The organism is Desulfobacter hydrogenophilus, from assembly GCF_004319545.1.
In the GTDB taxonomy this organism is placed as follows: Bacteria; Desulfobacterota; Desulfobacteria; order Desulfobacterales; family Desulfobacteraceae; genus Desulfobacter; species Desulfobacter hydrogenophilus.
The window spans coordinates 4271109-4292575 of record NZ_CP036313.1; the positions used below are offsets into that span (position 1 = coordinate 4271109).

Genomic DNA, 21467 nt, shown 5'->3' on the forward strand with positions numbered 1-21467 from the left:
TCTATCATCCAGGTATCAAGTATGCAAGTGCTAAGCTTTATTTTCTAGGATGAAATTCATGATGCATTTTAATCAGGTAATCGCGTGAGATATGGGTGTAAATCTGGGTGCTTGAAATATCGGAATGACCGAGCATGGTCTGGACCGACCGCAGGTCCGCCCCACCCTCGATCAGGTGGGTGGCAAAGGAGTGGCGCAGGGTATGGGGGGAGACAGGCCGGACAATACCGGCCACAAGGGCGTATTTTTTTATAATTTTCCAGAATGATTGACGGGTCATGGGCTTGCCTGCCCTCGCAATAAACAAAAAATCACTGGATAACTGCTTTAATGTCGTGGGACGCCCCTGATCCAGCCAAATTCTTACCACATCTTTGGCCTTTGAACCAATGGGTACAATTCTCTCTTTGGCGCCTTTGCCCATGACCCTGACAAGACCTGCATCCAGATTTACGTCAACCACCTTTAAAAATACAAGCTCTGAGACCCGGAGTCCGGCCCCGTACATGATTTCCATCATGGCAAGATTTCTTTGCCCTTTGGGTGTTGTGATATCACAGGCGTTTAAAAGCGCTTCCACCTCATTGACGGAGATGACACCCGGCAAATGCCGGCCGGTTTTGGGAATATCAATATCTTTTAGGGGATTGACGGATATCAATTTCTCTGCTGTCAGGTATTTATAAAATCCCCTGATGGAGATCAGGTGCCTGGCCCTGGATTTAGCTGACAGCCCCTGACGGGTCAGATAAACCAGCCATCCAAGAATGGCCGTGGTGTCGGCATTATCAAGAGTTTCAATCCCGTTGTCAGACAGATAATTGATATATGAGGCTAAATCTGTTCCATAGGCTGTAATGCTGTTAGCAGAAAGGCCTTTTTCTATGGTCAGATGATCCATATATGTGTCTACCAGTTCATGCATGATTTCATCCCTTAACAGTGTTTTACTGAAAAAGCTCGGAAATACATCGAAATCCGATAATATTGGCAGTCGTATCTGATGGGAACAGCCCCCGGGAACTGATAGAGACCGAGTCCTTGGCATTCCAGGCCCCGCCTTTGGCTACACTGAACGACTTGGCTTTACGGGTGGCAAAGGGGGGCGGCTGGGTGTCGGCTGTCCACTCCATGACATTGCCCAGCATATCAGCCATACCAAAAACATTGGCAGCATGGTCATAGTTGTCCACAGAACTTGTGTCTGCAAGGCCTGAAGATTCAATATTCAATACGCCTGGATCAAACTGATTGCCCCAGGGGTATTTTAAAGCCATATCCGTGCGGGCAGCAGCCTCCCATTCGGCTTCCGTGGGCAGACGCCGTCCGATCCAGGAGGCATAGGCAAAGGCATCATCCACACTGATTTGAACCACAGGATGGTTTCTTTTGCCGTAAAGGGTGGAACCCGGTCCTATCGGCTGGTACCAGCAGGCCCCTTTAACAATGGAAGATCCGGCTTGTTTACTCCAGACCACTTTTTCCCCTTGTTTTTTAAACCGGGAATGGTAAACCGTTCCAACCTTTTTTCTTTCGGCGGTGGTGACATATCCGGTCTGTTCAATAAAAATTTCAAACAAAGCATTTGTCACCGGATATTTGCCCATATATACCTTGGGCATGTCAAAGGGCTGTAGGGCCAGACTGGATTTCAAGGATTTTTCCGTGCCAACGGTATATGTACCTGCGGGGATCGTGATATAAGCATTGAATTTTTTTTCACGCTCTCCCAGAAAGTCGTCAAACTGTTCGGCAAGCTCCCGGGCATTTCTAAATTCCTCAAGGGCTTCGAGTTCTTCTTCATCAAGCTCGTCAAGCTCTTCTAAGTCCTCATCCTCATCTAAATCAACTTCTTTTATTTCCTGATCCTCATCAAGCTCAATGTCTTCTATTTCTTCAAGTACTTCATCCTCATCGAGCTCAACATCTTCTATTTCCGTGTCCTCATCAATCTCTTCCAACGCTTCAAGATCTTCATCTATCTCTTCGAGTTCGTCATCCTCGATATCTTCTATCTCAACAACATCATCAATCTCTTCAATCTGCGCATCAAGGAGGTCTTCGTCCACCTCTTCAAGGTCTTCATCTTCGTCAAGGTCGATCTCTTCGATTTGTTGGTCTTCATCAATCTCTTCAACCTCTTCGAGTTCGTCATCCTCGATATCTTCTATTTCAACATCATCTTCTATCTCTTCAATCTGCGCATTAAGGAGGTCTTCGTCCACCTCTTCAAGGTCTTCATCTTCGCCAAGATCGATCTCTTCGATTTGTTGGTCTTCATCGATCTCTTCAACCTCTTCGAGTTCGTCATCCTCGATATCTTCTATTTCAACATCATCTTCTATCTCTTCAATCTGCGCATTAAGGAGGTCTTCGTCCACCTCTTCAAGGTCTTCATCTTCGCCAAGATCGATCTCTTCGAGTTGTTGGTCTTCATCGATCTCTTCAACCTCTTCGAGTTCGTCATCCTCGATTTCTTCTATTTCAACATCATCTTCTATCTCTTCAATCTGCGCATTAAGGAGGTCTTCGTCCACCTCTTCAAGGTCTTCATCTTCGCCAAGATCGATCTCTTCGAGTTCGTCATCCTCGATTTCTTCTATTTCAACATCATCTTCTATCTCTTCAATCTGCGCATTAAGGAGGTCTTCGTCCACCTCTTCAAGGTCTTCATCGATCTCTTCAACCTCTTCGAGTTCGTCATCCTCGATTTCTTCTATTTCAACATCATCTTCAAGGGTACCATCACCATCACCGCCGACTCCTTCGTGGTCATCCAAAATTCCGCCACCAAACCGGTTCAACACCTTTTTAATCTCTTCTATGATATCCGTTGACTCATTGTCGGCATCGGGAGGCTGGATTTTATCCAGAAATTCAGCCACGGCGTGAAGCATATCAGCAGCGTTGGTAAGATCAAATCCATCGGGTTTGACGGCATCCCTGAAGGATTGTAGAAGGTTGTTTTTCGCATCCTGTGTCATATCAAAAACATTTGACTCGGTCAGCGTGATGTCCTCAGGGTTGAGGCCGTTTGTGGACAGTTTTTTCAAATCGGCATTGATGGAAGATTTAAGACTGGAAAAATTTCTTCTTTTGGATTTTATTTTGCCAGGATCATCCCCGACGTCCCAGATCTGACGGATAATACTGTCCCCGTCAATGGACGAAAGGTTCTGAATACTATCTTCGGAAACATAATAGGCAGATATGGCTCGAATAGCCTTATCCTTGACGGATCCGGGGCGGTAGTTAAGATTTTTTGATGCCTCGGTAATGCCGAACAGAGTTATGGATACATTGGCCAAAACTTAAAATGTTCCTTTTTGAGCGGTCTTGAAAACCTTTAATTCTATATTAGATTAAAGACATCCGGAACCTCAGATGATATAAATATTTTTGCCTAAATACATGTTTTAACGTGCTTTTAGTACAGATATTACTCCCCATTCGCTTATTTTTTTTAGTGTTTTGTTAATTTTTACACACAATATATTGTGTTATAATACTCTTGCTCAGAAAAATTATGTCATATTTGGAATGCAAAATCATAATTTTTATATGCAAAAACAAACCATATAAGAATTAAAAACTAAAATTATTCAGGATTGTCTTTTTTTTTAGGCAAATAATGACTCCCCATGATTATAAATTGGCTTTTCTGATTTCAAAATAAGCGAATGGGGAGATATTATGATATACAATATGATATATTTCAATTGTACAAAAATCTTGATCTTAAGGCAAAAATAAAAAAGAATTCATTTGCTGACTGCAGATGAAAGCCCTGATACTAAAACATCCGGCGTTGATAAATTTTTTATGAACATGCTAAAGAGATAAAAAAAATGAGAAATGTATTGACTATTTCAGGGCTGAAAGGCGGTACTGGCAAAAGTGTAACAGCCCTTAACCTATCGGCTTCTGTGGCACTTTATGGAAAAAAAGTACTGCTGGTTGACTGTGACCCCCAGGCATGTGTATCCCAATGGCGTAAAATTGATTCAAATGGGAATGATCATGACCTTGCACAGGTGCTGGCCGGAAAAATAAGCGTTCCTGAAGCCGTATCCGGCACTGATATTGACGGACTATATATCCTGCCTGCGGGCTTCGATCTTTTTTCCATATCCCTTAAACTGACCAGACGAATAGACAACGAAAAGCTTCTTCGTCTTGTTATTGATGAAATTAGGCATGACTACGACATAATTATTCTTGATGCACCTTCATCTTGCGGATATCTGAGCCTCGCCGCTTTGACGGCAGCCGACTGGCTTGCGGCAGTGGTCACCCCGAATAACGACTGGGTGAGTGATTTTTATTCACTGATGCGAATTGTCCGGTACATACGCCGATCCCACAATATACCCTTAGGCGTTGCAGGCATACTGTTCAACAGATGCAATAGTGAAAAACAGATGGAAAATTGTTCGGTTCCCGAAGTGTTGGAACAGATTCGTCCTCTGATATACAAAACCATGATCCCTGACGATGAAATACTTAACAAAAAACAGGCCTCCCTTAGTCCGCTGTCTTTGTACGACATTAAAGCGCAGGCGTCCCAGGCGTACCTTGGGATCGCCAGAGAGATCATCTGTGCATTCAATTTAAAATGAGGAGACCCCATTGAAATTGACCAATCCCGAATCCATTCAGGACAGTGAAAAAGAGTTTATTGACACTATAAATGCTGAACTTGACTGGGATGTCATCGAGCAGATGCTACTTGACAAACATAATTTTGCGGTTCAGGATGACATTGAATACAAGGACGGAAATCTTATCGTTTACAACAACGAAATCGCATACAAATTTGACTTTCAAATCAAGGTTCCCCTTTCGGTAATTTTTAACCGTGGTGGTGAATGCTTATCTATGTCAACTACCCGGGAAGAAGAGGTGCTTAAAAACAACGAAGATGTGGAAGTCCAAAATTCGTCAACAACTCAAACGCTTAGTGACGAACCGGGTAAAAACAAAGTAGAGGCGATGGCTGTTGAGATTGCTGATTTGATCTCTGAAATTAATAATAAAGCATAAGGGAGTATGGATATGCCGGAGGGCAGCACCACCAAGCGAGAGTCTGTCAGGAAGCAGTTGGATGAAATTCTAGCCAAGGAGATCACCGCGTTCATTGATATAGATTCCAATATGGCGCTGATGTCTTTCAACCTTGCCACCATCTCATGTCTCGTCATCAGCGTAGATCGGGAACGTGAAATCAAAGAGTATCCAGACTCTCCTCCGGAACGTTTCACCCGCAAAAGCTTTACGTCGGAACTTGTGGATATCGGACTTGATCAAGACGATTACCTTGACCATGCCATTTCCACCGTCCTGGGTTCCGGCTACATAACAACACTTTCTAATGGTGAGTTTAAAGCAGAAATGCCTGCATTTATGATGGTCGGTTTTTTAGACTCCATGTTTCCGGGCATGCAGGGCCTTAATCTGATTGCTTTTATCCTTCAAATAAATGACGAAGTCAATTCCGGCCGAAAAAGTCTTGACCTTGCAAAACGAAGCTTTGAAACAACGCTAAAAACTCGTGGCGTTTCGGTGACAAAAGACCGCGCACAGGAACGGGTAACCGAAATGGTCAAAGGAGTTAACAAGTCCGTCACGGTACAGTCAAAACAAATTTCAGCCCGGTTGAAGAGGGAAAAGCTCAACAAATTATCCCTGCTGATGAAATTCAGAAAACAGCGGACTGACGGCTATCAGGAAAAGGTCAAAATTAAAAATCTTTTTGACAAAGAGCCGAGCCCTGAAGAAATTGAAGCTGAAAAACAAAAAGCCAGGGACGCTGAAGAGGCATCTCTGAAAGCCGCAGAACTGGCAAGCAAGTTAGCGGAAAAAGAGAATAGAATAAAAGAAGCCGAGGCCGCTGCACAGACACTTGCAGAAAAACTTAAAGTTATTGAAGAAAAGGAAATAGTTGCTGAAGAAGCCAGGACCAAAGCCTTGGAAGCCCAAGAAAAAGCCGAAGCCCTTGCGGCAAGGGAACAGGAAATAGCTGAAAAGGAATCCAGGCTTTTAGCCCTTGAAGAAGAAATTAAGCGCAGAGAAGAAGAAGAGGCGAAAAAGGAAGACGAAGCCAAAGAACTCGCAGAAAAACAAGTAAAAAAGGCAAGAGCCGAAGATGATATTGAATCCAGAATCGCCGACTTTGAGCAGACCCTGGCCATGCCATGCCCTTTGTGCCGTGACGGCAGGATTGAAGAAAAGACCACGGACAAAGGAAAAATTTTTTACTCCTGCACCCAGAAGGATTGCCGATTCGTATCCTGGGATAAACCCTATCATTTTGAATGTCCATTGTGCAAAAACCCCTATTTAATCGAATATGTAACCCCTGCAGGCACCCCGGGACTTAAATGTCCCAGGGCTTCATGTACCTATTCCCAAAACAACCTGCTTGCACCCGTTCAGCACATGGCCGCAACTGCACAGACTCCCCCAAAAAAGAAAAAGCTGGTCAGACGCGTCAAACGACGGCGATGAACATTTCCTATATATATAAAAAATTCTTTTCGGGATATTCCCATTGCTTTTTAGTTTGATTTTTATATGAAAGCCTGTGTAACTTAGATAAATATTACCTGAAATACAGAGCCATGACCCGGCCGGACAAAAAATGAAGCCAATATTTTCCATAATTTTAATAGGTTTAATAATACTTGTGGCGTTCCAGGTATATGCCTTGGTCAATCCGGCGATTGATACACCAGAGGGACAACTGCTCTCAAATAACCAAAAGACAGACGATACCCAGACACCATCCAAGGCCAGTCGTTTTGAACCTGCCAAATTAAATAAAGTCATCGAAAAGGTTACCCAGCGAAATCTTTTCAAGGTAAGGGTAAACGGTGAACACAAAAAGACCCCTGAACCCGTGAACCTGAACCTTGAAAAAACCAGCCTGGAACTGACCCTTTTGGGCACGGTGACAGGGCAAAAAAAACAAGATGACTGGGCCGTAATGCAGGATATTAAAACAAAACAGCAGGAGCTATACCAGGTCGATGATAAAATCCAGGGTGCCACCATTAAATCCATATTACGAAACAAGGTTATTTTAACCGTAAACGGCAAGGATCAGATTCTTGAAGTGAATGCAGATCCGTCACCCTCACAAAACAGAACACGCGGCTTTTCCGGCAGACAACCCATGCATCCGCGGCATGATATCATGGATCGACCGAATATGCCTGATGCGGTATCCCAGTCAAATCCATGGTTTAAAGCCCGGCCCTATGTCAGAAACGGTGAAGCGTCAGGTGTTATGATTTACAGCATTAAAAAAGACTCCGTGTTTCAGCTGTTAGGCCTTCGAAACGGAGACATTATCCAGGCCGTAGACGACGTCGAAATTCAAGATATCCAGGATCTTGAAAATTTTGATGACAGCATCAGCGACCATTCAGATATTACCATTTCTATCCTCAGGCGTGGCAAATCCAAAGAACTGGTTTTTAGTGGACAGGATAACGCGTATACCATCAATGATGTTGAATAGTAACACACAACGTATTCTTTGTGATATCTCATTGAAAACATCTATTATTCTATTGTTTTTTTTCATTTTCATGTTAAGTGCGCTGCCTAAAGAAATTTGGGCCCAGGACCCAACCAAAAACAACAGAATAGACACTAATCCCATAATTCAAGTTTATCAGGCACACATATCCGGCATTGACGGCAATCGCTGTCCCATGTATCCGCACTGCTCCCAGTATTGTGCCCAGGCCATCCGAAAACACGGATTTGGCCTGGGCTGGATTATGGCCTGTGACCGTTTACTCAGATGCGGTAGGGATGAGGTTCAACTGTCTCCCCATGTCAGGATGAACGGACGCGAATTAATATTTGACCCGGTCAGCGCCAATGATTTCTGGTGGTTTTCACCCAAACCGCCTGCCAAGGAAACCAACTTACCTGGAAAAAAAATGTTCCACTCAGATTCCGGCCGGATGTCGGATGTGAATCCGGATCAACACAAGTGAAGCGTCTGCTGATAACCCTAACCGTTCTTGCATTTATTTTAGGCCTTAGTTCATCATATGCCCATGCAATACCCAATGAGCAACCCGGCCTTTATATTACGGCGGACATGCAGTTTGAATACGCCCAGGCACTTTTTGAACAAAAAGATTTTACTGCAGCCCAGGTGGAGTTCAAACGGTTTATTCATTTTTTCCCCCAGGATCCCCGGCATGACCGTGCCGATTATTCTGCAGGCGTTGCCCTGTTTCACTCGGGGCAATTTTATGAGGCCGCCAAACGATTTGATACAATTATCCGGCAGTCCAAAGATATAGACACTCCATGGGTCCAACAATCCTGCTTGATGCAAAGTCAAGCCTTTGAGTCCCTGGGCAACACAGGTTATGCCCAGGTTGTTCTGCAAAATTATTTAAAACTGACCCGGGATACTGATATAAAAAACCGGATTTATCTGGAACTTGCCCGTATGCATATCCAAAACACCGTGAACCCGGGGAAAAATGAGCTTGACAGCGCCCGAAAAAATCTGATGCTCATCAGTCCTGAAAAACAGCGGGAATACAAAATAGCAAAGCAACTGGAAGTCATTGACAATGCCATAAATGCACCAACAAAACACCCTGTCCTTGCAGGGATTATGGCTATTATTCCCGGGGGGGGCATGCTCTATTGTGAACGGTATAAAGATGCTTTTATCAGTTTCTGCGTCAATACTGGATTAATCTGGGCCGCATACACGGCCTTTGACCATGACAACCCGGCCCTTGGCGGTGCCATTACCTTTGTGGAGACCGGCTTTTATTCAGGCAATATTTACGGTTCCATAACAGCCGCCCACAAGTACAACAAAGCGGCCCAGATAAAAATCCTGAACAAAACCTTTGACTTTGAACCGGGGTTTGATCCGATAAATAAATCTTTTTTCCTGAAATTAACCCACGGTTTCTAAATGAAACGATCCGAACAAAAAGAACAGACAATTGGCCTTCACCCTTGATTCGATCCGACTTCGGCGTTACACCAAAGGACACATATCTTAAGGGGATTGACATCAATCCCTTACCGGCGTAGTATTTTCAGCGTTCTCAGGGCGGGGTGAAATTCCCCACCGGCGGTAACCTGGCAGTTTGAGATCAAATTCCAGGAAAGCCCGCGAGCGCTTTGCAGCTTTTTGCGCAAAGGTCAGCAGATCTGGTGAAAATCCAGAGCCGACGGTTACAGTCCGGATGGAAGAGAATAAGCAAAAAACATAATACCATTGCGTCTATAGCTTACTGACAGCGTTTGTCGGCAAGTACTGGTATGGCAATGGATGGTGTTATCTTGCCTTTTTATTCCCACGCCCTGATTCATGTATTAATTTATAACGATTACCAAGGAGTTGAATCATGAATCAGAATCCTTTAAAACAATTTGGAAATTCCCAGCAGCGTTTACAGGCCGGACTTGAAGCACTTCGCCGAGGCTCTGGCGTTTTGGTCGCCGACGATGAAAACCGGGAAAATGAAGTGGATCTCATTTTCGGGGCACACAGCCTTAAAGTGGATCAGATGGCTATGCTGATCAGGGAATGCAGCGGCATTGTCTGTCTGTGTCTTCCCCAGAGCAAGGTTGCAAACTTAAATCTTTTCCCAATGGTAAAAAACAACACAAGCCAATACCAGACCGCCTTCACAGTATCCATTGAAGCGGCCAACGGTGTCACAACAGGCGTTTCTGCCCAGGATCGGTTAACAACCATTCAGGCAGCCATTGACGACGATGCAGCACCGGAAGATCTCAATTGCCCCGGCCATATTTTTCCGTTACAGGCAAAACCCGGGGGCGTCCTTGAACGCGCTGGCCATACCGAGGCCACAGTTGATCTTATGGGCCTGGCAGGATTACCTCCATACGGGGTGTTGTGTGAACTTACAAATCCTGACGGAACCATGGCCAGGCTCCCTAAAGCTGCACAATTTGCTATGGTCAACGGTTTTACAATGCTCACGGTTCAAGATATTATAAATTACAAACGTGGGGTACAAAGCGTTAAAGCTTCATAATTGTGTTCCCGGCATCTGCAAACTTTTTTGCCGGATGCCGGACAAACAATAATTGTTCACCTATGGTAGATCCTTTTTCGCCAATTCATTAAAAAGTTTTGACTTTATTCATAAACTTGTGTTATTTTTTTTAACATATTGTGCTATTTTGTTCTTAAATAGGTAATGTTCAATAATCTAGCTGAAATTCATTCATTTAATATTCAGAACCGCACTCAAGGACTCAAAGAACATAAATAGCATTATTGAATGGTATTCTTACGTTAAGTTCTATTTCCCGATACATAACAATTTTTATGGGTGATTTTTGCGGGATTTCAACCATACGGAGGAAACTTCATTGAACGATTTTTTAAAAAATCTGAGAACTACCGGTAAAAAAGAAAGTGCGTCCGTTAAAAAAAATATGGATACCAACTACTTTACGCCTGGAGAACGGCGTATGTCAAAAGAAAGACGACCCTCTGCCTTTAACCGATCAAATTCCATTCCGGAAAAAGAAGCAAGGAAACAGGAAATCCAGGATTTGATCCCGGTTATTGCCGAAAACACCACGCAGCTGGTCAAAGAAATTGGTCGTATGGCAGAGGTAAGCGAGATGATCATGGAATCCCAGATGCGCCAGCAAAATGCAATGGCTGATTTTTTTGAGTCTTTAAAAACGTTTATGGCAAATAAGCAAGGCCCGGATGACATGCCAATAGCAACAACCAGCTATGCCTCAGGCACCCATTACACCAAAGATGACATCATCTCCACCATTAACAGGATGCGGGACCAGGGTGCCACATTTTCCACGATTGCTGAATATTTAAGAGATAAAGGTATTCCGACCTTTTCCGGCAGGGGGCAGTGGCATGCCCAGACCATCCATAGGCTTTGCAAATAGATTTAATCTTTATTCAGCCCTTATTTAAATTGATGGTTTTAAGCTTAATTTAATATTCACAACCGTATCTTTTTTATATATGATATCCTTCGCTTTTACATTTTTTTTGTAAAATAATATCTGCCTTTGAATAAGGAATATAAAAACCGATTTCAAGCAGACAATAAATAGTGGGAGGGTTGACTATGACAAAAGCCATTTACTGGGCAGATTCCTACGTAGATAAACGTTGCAGTGCCCAGGAGGCCCTGAAACATATCCGGCCTGGTCAACGTGTATTTATAGGCTCATCCTGCGCTGAACCCCAGCATCTAGTCAAAGAGTTATCCGATATTTCTGCAAGATTCACTGATCTCGAAATTGTTCGCCTGCTCAGCATTGAAAGTGGACCGCTGACGCTTATCGCTAATGAGCCCCACTCTCAGCAGTTCAATATCAGATCCTTTTATTTAGGATCCTGTGGTCCAAGTATTATCAAAAAAAATCAAAGATTTATTACGCCTGCGAACCTGTCTCAGATCCCGCACCTGTTCAAATCAGGGCTTATGCCCTTGAATGCAGCGCTGATCCAGGCCTCGCCGCCCGATGACTTTGGGTGGATGAGTCTCGGCATTTCCGTGGATATCAATCTTTCGGCCTGCGAAACCGCTGATATTGTTATATGCCAGATTAACCCCCAAATGCCCCGGGTCCTGGGCAGAAGCTTTATCCATGTCAATGATGTTGATTTTATTGTGGACCATGAAGAACCGCTGTTAACCATCCAACCACGGCCTGAACATGAATCAGACAATACCATTGCCAAACATATTTCACGTCTCATTGAAGACGGTTCAACCATCCAGACAAGTCTTAGTTTAACCACTGAGGCGGTTATGTTGGCTTTATCCGGTAAAAATGATATTGGAATTCATTCACAATACCTGTCAGATGCAATCATGCATCTTTTCTCCATTGGAGTGATCACGAACAAAAAGAAAGGGTTTAATAACGGCAAACTGGTGGCCAGCGCAGCCGTAGGCTCCGCCCTGCTCTATGAGTTTATTGACGACAATCCGTCCATTGAATTTTACCCATCGGATTATACCAACAACCCGGGAATCATCGGTCGCCACAATAAAATGGTTACTCTGAACACGGCCATGGCCATTGATCTAACCGGCCAGGTGGCAGCCGATGCCCTGCCGTTTAACAACTACACAGGGATTAATGGTTTGCTTGATTTCACCCGGGGGGCAGCCATGTCCGAAGGTGGAAAATCCATTCTCATGATGACCTCCACCATGGATCACGGGCAAAAAAGCCGAATAGTTCCCCGTTTAGAAGACCTCGCTGTGGTGGTTCCCAGGGGAGATGTTCAGTTTGTGGCAACAGAATACGGGCTGGTGAATCTTTTCGGCAAAACACTTCAGGAGCGGGTCATGGCTCTGGTATCCATTGCCCATCCGGATTTCAGGGATGAACTGTTTGCCGCAGCCAAGGACATGGGCCTGATTAACAGTGACCGCAAATTTAAAGAGGCCATTAAAGGCGTCTACCCGCTTAAATATGAAGAAACCATTGTTATAAAAGACATTCCCATTACATTCAGACCGGCAAAGCCGACGGATGAACGGTTTATCCAGGAGCACTATTACACCATGAATCGCGGAGATATAGTCTCCAGGTTCTTTCATGAGAAAAAAAGTTTTGCCTATGACCAAATTGAAACCACCTATGAAATTGATTATATCAATGACCTGACCATCGTCGCTACGATAGGTGAACTGGGATTTGAAAAAATTATTGCCGTAGGCGAGTATTTCAGAAACACGATTATCAACATGGCCGAAGTTGCTTATTCCGTATCAAAAGAATACCAGGGCATGGGAATTGCCGAAATTTTGCAGAAAAAACTCAATCAAGCGGCCATTGACAATGGTATTAAAGGACTGATCGCCTATACTTCTCCACAGAACAAAGGCATGATCAGTCTTTTTCACAAACAGCCATATAAAATCACGACAGAAAAAAATGAGGATATGCTTATTTTAAGCTGCGTGTTCAATGAACCGAAAGAAGATGATGACGGCGATGGCGGCAAAGCTTTGGGAGATGCCATTCTATCCATGGGTTAAATTAGTTTTTTTTTACAAGCAACGCCACGGATTCAATATGATAGGTGTGGGGGAACATATCCACAGGTGTTACTTCCAGCACGGCGTAACGCGATGCAAGCATTTCAAGATCCCTGGCAAGGGTTGCAGGATTGCATGAGACGTAGACAATTTTGCCGGGAGAATGGGCCAACACATGTCCCACCACATCTTTGTGCATCCCCACCCTAGGCGGATCAATGATGATGACATCCGGCTTTTCGGGCACCTGTTTAAAAACGTCCTTGATGTCCCCTTCCAGAAAAGTGCAGTTATCAATACCGTTCAAACTTACATTTTCTCTTGCGTCGACCACAGCAGAATGAACAATTTCAATCCCGTATATTTGCTTTGCCTGGCCGGAAAGCCAAATAGGAATGGTTCCGGTGCCTGAATACAGATCCAGAACCGTCTGGGATCCGTCAAGACCTGCATATTCACTGACTTTGGTATACAGCTTTTCACAAGCCCGGGTATTTGTCTGGAAAAAAGAGTTTGCCGAAATCTTAAACTGATACCCCCCGAGCTTTTCGATCAGATGATCTTCGCCGTGGATAAGAATTTCTTCCTTGCCCGTGGAGACCCCGGATCGGGCATCCGTAATATTATTGACAATACAGCTTATCTGACTGAATTTTTTCACAAGCTGTTTGCTTAAGGCTTTAATGACGTCAGAGTTTTCTTCACTGGTCACCAGATTGACCATCCACTGGTCCCGGGCCACGGAATGCCTTAGCATGACAAAGCGCCAGAATCCTTCGTGCTTACGCAGATGATATGCAGCAAGCCCGGATTCGGCCACAAAGGCACGGATGGTCTCTAAAATGTCATTGCCCAGGGCCGGCATAATATGACAGTTATGAATGTCAATCACCTTGTCAAAGGTGCCGGGTACATGCAGTCCAATGCCAAAGCCCTTTTTAATGGAATCATCAGCCAGTTCCTCGGGCATGAGCCAGCGCATTGAAGAACAGGAAAACTCCATTTTATTTCGGTATTCGTAAATATAATCCGAGGGCACAACATCCATGACCCGGACATCCTTTAAGCGCCCGATGTGTGCCAGAGATTCGACAACATGCCGCTTCTTGTATTCAAGCTGACGCTCGTAAGGCAGCTGCTGCCATTTACAGCCCCCGCAAAACCGGTTATACTCGCATCTTGCCTCCTGGCGCAGGGGTGACGGGTTGACGATATTAATCAGCCGTCCTTCGGCCCAGGATTTCTTTTTTTTAAAAATCTTTACAAAAACCCGGTCTCCGGGAACACAACGATCCACAAACACGGGAAACCCGTCGGGTTTGGCCAGACCCTTTCCCCCAAAGGCAAGGTCAATGATGTCAAGTTCGTAGGTTTTTCTTTTTTTAACGGGCATTTTATATTATATCTTGTGATTATATGGTTGAAGTAAAAAAGACGGTAAATATACAGAGATATGAGTACAAAAACAAGATGAAAATAATGAAAACAAATTTTACAGTTGATGGATTCACCCTGAAAGGTACTCTTCATCTTCCCCCATGCCCTATGCCCCCCCTTGTTGTGGGCTCCCACGGCCTTGAAGGCAGCCGAAACTCTGCAAAACAGATGCTTTTGTCAAAAGTTCTGCCTGCAAATAATATTGCGTTTTTCCGTTTTGACCACAGGGGATGCGGCGACAGCCAGGGAAGTTTTATCAAGGACACCAGTATTGAAAAGCGCGCAAGGGATTTTTGTGCGGCGGTGGGCCATGTTCTTGGAATGGGGGTTACATCAAACCGAATTGCCCTGTTTGGCTCCAGTATGGGTGGTGCCACCTGTATCAAGGCCTGGCATGATCTTGAACGTGCTGGATTCAGGATTCAGGGTGCTGTTTTATGCGCGGCCCCCGTGAATACCCGGACCATGAAAAGGATTCCTCTGACAGGCGATGACAATCGCCCTGCCCTTTCTTTGGATTTTTTCAAGGAAAACCTTTTGTATGATCTTTCCGACCAGGCAAAGGCGTTGCATCATGTCATGATTTTCCATGGCTGTGCCGATGAGGTGGTCCCGGTGGAAAATGCCGATATCCTCTACGCCGCCATGCACCCCCCCAAAGAAATGATCCTCCATGACGGGGGCGATCACCAGATGAAAAAGCGGGCACACCAGCAGGATTTTGAACTAAAAATGACCGCCTGGTATAAATCTGTATTCAATCTATAGCCCCTCCCTGAAATAGGCAACCGCATGTAATGTGCCGTCTGCGATTTTTGGGGGGATAGTAAAATTACAACAATACGCTCTTAACACTACAGCGACACTTGTCTTTTTTTCATACCTAATGGGGTGGAAAATTATCACATTATAGCTGATTTAGAGCTATAAAATGTTCTATCGATAGGGACAATTTCGAAAGTGTCGCTGTAGTGTTAGAAATGAGTCCGCAATAAAAAAATTGATTTTCTTGACAGGTTATTTTTTTCGTGTATGATGTGAAAAGTCATTAAGATGACTTATTAAGTGTTTAAGTTTCTTCTTTAGATATTTTCCCCGAGAAATCAGTGATTATTCTTTAAGATCGAGACGATTTATTTTATTTCTTATTTAGGAGAACGCCTACATGGCAAATGGTACTGTAAAATGGTTTAGCGAGTCAAAAGGTTTTGGATTTATTGAACAAGCAGATGGTGGCAACGACGTGTTTGTACATCATTCCGGTATCAATGCGGCTGGTTTTAAATCTCTCAATGAAGGTGAACAGGTTTCATACGACATTGTACAGGGTCCCAAAGGACCGGCAGCTGCAAATGTAACCGTGATTTAATATCCCATTTTATCCCTGTGACATTTTAGCCCCTGAGTAGATTCCTACTCAGGGGTTTTTTTATTTTGATTATGATTTAGGGGATTTAGGACAGATCCAGATCCACCTTTTAGGGGATTTAGGACAGATCCAGATCCACCTTATTTTTTCACAAGTTCCTTGCGCAGCATCTCAAGGGCCATAGCGGCAAACAATTGTTTGTTGCGCTCACGGTCACCGCGGTCCAGTAGAAACCTTTGGGAATACGATTCCAAAGGACCTGCCACCCCAATGCATACAGTCCCCACAGGCTTATCTTCGCTCCCACCGGTCGGGCCTGCAATGCCCGTAGTGGATACAGCCCAGTCAGATCCGCCGGCGGCTCTGACGCCGGTTGCCATTTCAAGGGCAGTGGTTTCATCCACCGCCCCATTATTTTCCAGGGTTTCACGGGACACGTTAAGAATAGCTTCCTTGGCTGAATTGGCATAGGTGGTGGCTGAAAACAAAAAATAGTCAGAGGCACCCGGCACATCCGTTATCAGGTGCGCCACAAGTCCGCCGGTACAGGATTCAGCCACACTGAGTGTCTGCCCACGCTCTGTCAGAAGCCGCCCCACTTCCTGGGCCAGGGTCAGTCCCTGGTCTGAAATTACTTTAGGCCCAATTTTTTCCATCACCCACTGTTTAGCCTGATTCATCTCTGTGGCACCGTCCAGACCCTTTTGGGAATCGGACACCACTTCTTTGAGCCGGGAGAGTCTCACCTCAATCATGGGGAACCTGATCCTGGAACCCAGATGAATTCCAGGAAACTGCACACTGAAACCGGAAAGCGCCTTCTCAACTCTGGATTCAGGCATACCGAACACCATCAGGCGCATGACCTGAATTTCACCGGCCTGCCCGGTTATTTCATTCAATTGGGGTCTGACTTTCAAATCAAACATTCGTTCCATTTCCCTGGGGACACCAGGCATACAAAAAAACCGGCAATTGCCGATGATCATGGAAAATCCCGGAGCAGTACCATGACGATTTTCCATAAACTGAGCGCCTTCAGGCAGCATGGCCTGTTTTTCATTGGCAGGTATAAGGGGAACCCCGCGTTTATCAAAATACTTTTTCATGGAACTTAAGGCTGCAGTATCCAACTTAATTTTCACCCTGGCCGCTTTGGCCAAGGCTTCGGCCGTTAGATCATCAGACGTAGGTCCAAGGCCGCCTGTCATCACACAGACATCTGCGGCAGATGCAATGTTTTTAATCTCGCTGACCAGGGCTGTCATATCATCGCGCACAGCACTTGTCTTGATTACGGTTACCCCTGAACGTTTAAGTTGCCTACATAAAAATGCACTGTTGGTGTCTACTGTATCGCCAAACAGCACCTCATTGCCTGTGGAAAAAACATGGCCTTTGGTCATGAAAAAATCCTCTTAGATCAGTCTAAGTTATTAAAAAACATGGCATGGTTGGATGAAAAAAAAGCCGGGTTTTTCCTGAACCGGGACCCCACACCCAGCTGTTTTTTAAACTCTTTATCAATAAACGACTTTACATTACGGCGGGTCCAGCCCCAGGGGTGTTCAAAATTAAGATACAAGGAAAGGTCTCCATGGTAAAATTCATGGGTCACAAGACCTTTGGCATCTTCGCTGAACTTAGGCAAATTAAACACCGACAGATTCAGATAGTCAATATCTGATTTATGCGCCTTGATATAATCCAGGGTGCGGTGGGCTGCCGCCTCATCTTCATAATGGGTGCCGAAAAGCAAATATACAAAAGTAAGAATTCCTGCGGCTTTAAGATTGGCAAGGGTTGCTGACGCAAGTTCAAGATCCGTGCCCTTTCCCATTTCCTCCAGAACCTTCTGGTCGCCGGATTCAAGCCCGAGTTTAAGCATCTCACATCCGCTTTGCTTAAGGGCCCGGCAAAATTGGGGGTCAGCAAAATCCTTTTCAAACCGGACAAACCCGTACCACTTAAAAGTACACGTCTGCCTGGAAAGTGCGCGCAAAAACGCAGGCGTCACCGCATTGTCAATAAAATGCACAACCTCAGGATTGTGATTTTCGGCCATTAAGTCAAGATCCCCAAGCACTCGATCGGCCCGCTGGGTCGAATAGGGACGCGTTTCAGCTTTTTCAGGACAAAAACGGCATTTGCTCCAGTAACACCCGATGGATCCCCTGAAAGGCAAAATTTTTGCCGGGGCAATATAAGCATGGTTATCGGCAAACCCGTAATCCGGCACATAGTGCTTTTTTTCAATGCCAGGCTTTCCAAGCAGCGCGAGCAAAGGAGATTCTCCCTCCCCCTTGACCAGATGATCAATCAGACTTGAAAAAGGGTTATTAAAATCAGGACGGCTCATCCAGGAAGAGACCAATCCCCCGCCCATGACAAGTATTTTACCCGGAAAATTATCCCTGATCCATCCAGCCAGGGCAAAACTGACCAGGGCCTGGTTGAGATAGCAAAGGGAGATGCCGATCCAGGGGTGGTCCCAGGATTCTATTACAGGACGAAGTTTTTCTTCAAAATATGGAAAAAAAGGATTTTCCTGGTATAATGCGCCACTGTCAAGCAAGGCCGTTGAGTCCACCGAAGAGAGCTGGTTGTCCGAATAGTCACTTAAGCTGATTTTGAATCTTGATCGATCTACGGATACGGCCACCAGCCGATTCAGGTCATAGACCCGCTGGTGGTAGCGGTCAAAATTGGTGTACAGATCAGGATTACCAAGGTCATTTAAAAGGGCTGCTCTGTTTTTCAGCGCCCGCCGGGTCCAGGAATCGGTTGCCTTGTCTTTGCCCACGGAGTTGATCAGCCATAAAAGGCCGTCAACATTGGCGTCAACACATTTGCAGTCGATACCGTTTTCTTTTAATGCAGATGACAAAAGTGCAATACCGGCTGGCGGTTCACAGGGTTTTGCCACAGGGGGGAAAAGCAAAAGCATTTAAATCAGTCCCGAGCCAATATCATAAAGTTAAGATGCCTCCAAATGAAAATCATGCAGGACATAAAGGAGATGAAGATTGATTTTGGGTATATCATCTTCATGCGCTTCATGTTCTTCGTGGTGAAAAAACAGTCAATATATAGATGCCGAAGCTCAATAGTACCAGCTTTTTTTCATCTTTGTCCGGTCTTTTGATTTTTGTTTCTACAAATAGAAACGTTTTTTATTGACACCATCATGAAAACCATTTAATTTGGCCTTAAAAAAACATACAGAAAAGGGAACGTATGAAAACGTTTGCAACCAACCAGAAACAAACTTTATGGCGCTGGCATTTCTGGCCAATATGGCAATGGCTGTTGCACCGGTTTTCAAAGATGCTTTAGATTCTTGTGACATATCGCTGCAGCAGCTTTTACTTAAATTCATGGCTGTTGCGAGCCCAGGGCTGACAACATCCATGTCAGCCTTTTTTATTTTAAACAGCCATGGGCTGATATAGACTATCAAGACCCATACTCAACTCACAACAAAAGTTGAAAGATCTGTGCAGGTTACACAGACTTTCTCATAAAAGGATTTTTTAATGATATTAGACAGACTGCCGGACAAAGACCAATTTATCAAACTTGCCCAATCCGCAAATGTCATACCTGTGGCCACAAGGGTGCTTGCAGACAGTGATACACCCGTATCCATTCTGCAAAAATGCTATGAAAAGGACAAGGCGTGCTTTCTTTTAGAAAGTGTGGAGGGTGGCGAGCGCTGGGGCCGATACAGTTTTCTTGGGGTTGCCGCCTTTGGGCATATCAAAATTTTTAAAACCCATGTCCTTGTGGAAACCCGTCACGACACAAAAAAAATTGATCATGACAACGATCCTTTAAGCGTGATGCGGGACGTTATCAAAAAATTCACCCCTGCTGATATCCCGGATTTACCGCGGTTCTGGAGCGGGATCACCGGCTACTTTACCTATGAGATGGTTTCTTTTTTTGAAAATATTGACGTTTCCCTGCCCGAGGGCACCCCATACGGCCATTTTATCATTCCCGAGCAGATGATCATCTTTGACAACATCAAACAGACACTGACCTGCCTGAACATCTGTTACCTGTCCAAGACTGACGATCCGGCCACGGTCTATGATAATGCCAGAAATGACGTTGATATGCTTGTAAAAAATTTAGGAAAACCGTTTGTTCCCGGGCCCGCTCTCCCTGTTGCCGATACACAGCTTGTACCTGAAACATCGGCCGAAGAATACATGGAAGGGGTTAAAATCATCAAGGAACATATTGTGGAGGGAGATATTTTCCAGGCTGTATACTCCCAGCCCTTTTCATGCACAACAACGGTTGATCCCGTAATGATCTACAGGGCCCAGCGTTACATCAATCCGTCGCCTTATATGTTTTTCATGAATTTCACGGACCGGGTCATTGCAGGCTCTTCCCCTGAAACCATGGTGCGCCTTGAAAACCGGGTGGCAACCCTTCGGCCCATTGCCGGAACCCGGCCCCGGGGCAAAAGCGAACAAACGGACCGGACCCTGGCCGATGATTTGCTTAATGATGAAAAGGAAAAGGCAGAGCATGTCATGCTCATTGACCTTGGCCGAAATGATCTTGGTCGGGTGGCCCAGGCCGGAACGGTCCAGGTGACGGACACCATGGTCATTGAACGCTATTCCCATGTCATGCACCTGGTTTCCAATATCACCTGTGACCTGAAAGATGAGTGCGACGCCTTTGATCTTTTCAAGGCCACTTTTCCGGCAGGCACCTTGTCCGGTGCGCCTAAAATTCGGGCCATGGAGATCATTGGAAAGCTTGAGAACCGTCAACGAGGTGTCTATGGTGGGGCTGCCGGGTATATCTCCTTTACCGGCAACATGGATTTTGCCATCACCATCCGCACCGCTGTCATGGAAAACGACACATTAACCGTCCAGGCAGGGGCAGGCATTGTCTACGATTCAGATCCTGAAACCGAATTGAAAGAATGCATCAACAAGGCAAAAAGTGTTGAAATGGCATTAAAACTTGCTCTGTCACAAAGCCCAAAAGGATAGTAAGATATGAAAACCGCCATAATAGACAACTACGATTCCTTTACCTTTAACCTGGTGCACTATGTACTGCACACAGGCGCCCAGGCAGAGGTTTTCAGAAATGATAAGATCAGTGTGGAAGAACTTGAGAAATTAGGGTTTGACGCCATTATCCTGTCACCAGGGCCAGGCAGGCCTGAAGATGCGGGCATCTGCCTTGAACTGGTACAAAAGCTGTCAGGAAAAATTCCCATTCTTGGTGTGTGTTTAGGTCACCAGACCATTGCCCAGAGTTTTGGCGGCACCATTATCCATGCCAAGACCATTATGCATGGCAAAACTTCCGTGGTGGAAGCAAACGGCAAACACATTTTTTCAGGCATCAATAAGCCCTTTAATGTGATGCGTTACCACTCCCTGGCGGTTCAGGAATCAGACCTGCCCGACTGTCTGGAAGTGACGGCCAGAACCCTGGACGGAGAAATTATGGGTATAAAACACAAAACGCACCCCACCCAGGGGGTTCAGTTCCATCCGGAATCTTTCATGACCACCGTGGGAAAACGGTTGATCAGAAATTTTATCAAAGGAGCATGA

Annotated in this window: 19 protein-coding genes and 1 riboswitch; of the genes, 14 read left to right on the top strand and 5 right to left on the bottom strand. The window is 45.0% G+C overall.

Annotated elements, in window-relative coordinates; translation table 11 throughout:
• Window positions 1-37: 37 nt before the first annotated feature.
• Window positions 38-925: a site-specific tyrosine recombinase XerD gene (xerD, locus tag EYB58_RS18995; RefSeq protein ID WP_111960430.1), complete on the bottom strand. Its 888-nt coding sequence runs from the start codon at window positions 923-925 to the stop codon at window positions 38-40.
• Window positions 926-947: 22 nt separating this feature from the next.
• Window positions 948-3308, bottom strand: coding sequence for an SUMF1/EgtB/PvdO family nonheme iron enzyme (locus tag EYB58_RS19000; protein ID WP_242637436.1), 2361 nt, complete (start codon window positions 3306-3308; stop codon window positions 948-950).
• A gap of 540 nt (window positions 3309-3848) precedes the next feature.
• Between EYB58_RS19000 and EYB58_RS19005 the strand changes: the two genes are divergently transcribed.
• The 9 genes from EYB58_RS19005 to EYB58_RS19045 all read left to right on the top strand — a co-directional run bounded on the left by EYB58_RS19005 (window position 3849) and on the right by EYB58_RS19045 (window position 13061).
• Window positions 3849-4619, top strand: coding sequence for a ParA family protein (locus tag EYB58_RS19005; protein WP_111957716.1), 771 nt, complete (start codon window positions 3849-3851; stop codon window positions 4617-4619).
• 10 nt (window positions 4620-4629) lie between these two features.
• Window positions 4630-5043, top strand: coding sequence for a hypothetical protein (locus EYB58_RS19010; protein ID WP_111957718.1), 414 nt, complete (start codon window positions 4630-4632; stop codon window positions 5041-5043).
• A gap of 12 nt (window positions 5044-5055) precedes the next feature.
• Window positions 5056-6507 (top strand): DNA topoisomerase I, encoded by a 1452-nt coding sequence (locus EYB58_RS19015; RefSeq protein ID WP_242637437.1) that lies wholly within the window; start codon window positions 5056-5058, stop codon window positions 6505-6507.
• A 133-nt stretch (window positions 6508-6640) separates the two neighbouring features.
• Window positions 6641-7522, top strand: a complete 882-nt coding sequence (locus EYB58_RS19020; RefSeq protein ID WP_111957722.1) for a type II secretion system protein N — start codon at window positions 6641-6643, stop codon at window positions 7520-7522.
• A gap of 31 nt (window positions 7523-7553) precedes the next feature.
• Window positions 7554-8009 (top strand): membrane protein insertion efficiency factor YidD, encoded by a 456-nt coding sequence (yidD, locus tag EYB58_RS19025; RefSeq protein ID WP_242637438.1) that lies wholly within the window; start codon window positions 7554-7556, stop codon window positions 8007-8009.
• On the top strand, window positions 8006-8959 hold the full coding sequence (locus EYB58_RS19030; protein WP_111957726.1) for a tol-pal system YbgF family protein: 954 nt from the start codon (window positions 8006-8008) through the stop codon (window positions 8957-8959). Before yidD ends, EYB58_RS19030 begins: the two co-directional genes overlap by 4 nt.
• A 128-nt stretch (window positions 8960-9087) precedes the next feature.
• A riboswitch (FMN riboswitch) is annotated at window positions 9088-9252 on the top strand.
• Window positions 9253-9398: 146 nt separating this feature from the next.
• On the top strand, window positions 9399-10055 hold the full coding sequence (gene ribB, locus EYB58_RS19035) for a 3,4-dihydroxy-2-butanone-4-phosphate synthase (protein WP_111957728.1): 657 nt from the start codon (window positions 9399-9401) through the stop codon (window positions 10053-10055).
• Between the two features lie 340 nt (window positions 10056-10395).
• On the top strand, window positions 10396-10944 hold the full coding sequence (locus EYB58_RS19040; RefSeq protein WP_111957730.1) for a recombinase family protein: 549 nt from the start codon (window positions 10396-10398) through the stop codon (window positions 10942-10944).
• 185 nt (window positions 10945-11129) lie between these two features.
• The gene (locus EYB58_RS19045; protein WP_111957732.1) at window positions 11130-13061 is read left to right on the top strand and encodes a bifunctional acetyl-CoA hydrolase/transferase family protein/GNAT family N-acetyltransferase; all 1932 of its coding nucleotides are present in this window, start codon (window positions 11130-11132) and stop codon (window positions 13059-13061) included.
• A gap of 1 nt (window position 13062) precedes the next feature.
• Here the strand turns inward: EYB58_RS19045 and rlmD are convergent, their stop codons facing one another.
• Complete coding sequence (gene rlmD / locus EYB58_RS19050; protein WP_111957734.1) at window positions 13063-14454, bottom strand: 23S rRNA (uracil(1939)-C(5))-methyltransferase RlmD; 1392 nt, start codon at window positions 14452-14454, stop codon at window positions 13063-13065.
• Window positions 14455-14540: 86 nt separating this feature from the next.
• Between rlmD and EYB58_RS19055 the strand changes: the two genes are divergently transcribed.
• Both EYB58_RS19055 and EYB58_RS19060 read left to right on the top strand, forming a co-directional pair.
• Entirely contained in the window at window positions 14541-15266 is a 726-nt protein-coding gene (locus EYB58_RS19055; RefSeq protein WP_242637439.1) for an alpha/beta hydrolase, read from the top strand.
• Window positions 15267-15663: 397 nt separating this feature from the next.
• The gene (locus tag EYB58_RS19060; RefSeq protein WP_111957736.1) at window positions 15664-15867 is read left to right on the top strand and encodes a cold-shock protein; all 204 of its coding nucleotides are present in this window, start codon (window positions 15664-15666) and stop codon (window positions 15865-15867) included.
• 140 nt (window positions 15868-16007) lie between these two features.
• On the opposite strand, the gene EYB58_RS19065 is transcribed toward EYB58_RS19060, so the two are convergent.
• Together EYB58_RS19065 and EYB58_RS19070 are read right to left on the bottom strand one after the other, a co-directional pair.
• Window positions 16008-17273, bottom strand: coding sequence for a CinA family nicotinamide mononucleotide deamidase-related protein (locus tag EYB58_RS19065; protein WP_111957738.1), 1266 nt, complete (start codon window positions 17271-17273; stop codon window positions 16008-16010).
• Between the two features lie 17 nt (window positions 17274-17290).
• Window positions 17291-18814, bottom strand: a complete 1524-nt coding sequence (locus tag EYB58_RS19070; protein WP_111957740.1) for a B12-binding domain-containing radical SAM protein — start codon at window positions 18812-18814, stop codon at window positions 17291-17293.
• 256 nt (window positions 18815-19070) lie between these two features.
• On the opposite strand from EYB58_RS19070, the gene EYB58_RS19075 reads away from it, so the two are divergent.
• From EYB58_RS19075 to EYB58_RS19085, 3 genes are all read left to right on the top strand, one after another.
• The gene (locus EYB58_RS19075; RefSeq protein ID WP_111957742.1) at window positions 19071-19319 is read left to right on the top strand and encodes a hypothetical protein; all 249 of its coding nucleotides are present in this window, start codon (window positions 19071-19073) and stop codon (window positions 19317-19319) included.
• An 84-nt stretch (window positions 19320-19403) separates the two neighbouring features.
• Complete coding sequence (locus EYB58_RS19080) at window positions 19404-20891, top strand: anthranilate synthase component I family protein (RefSeq protein ID WP_111957744.1); 1488 nt, start codon at window positions 19404-19406, stop codon at window positions 20889-20891.
• Window positions 20892-20897: 6 nt separating this feature from the next.
• Entirely contained in the window at window positions 20898-21467 is a 570-nt protein-coding gene (locus tag EYB58_RS19085) for an anthranilate synthase component II (protein WP_111957746.1), read from the top strand.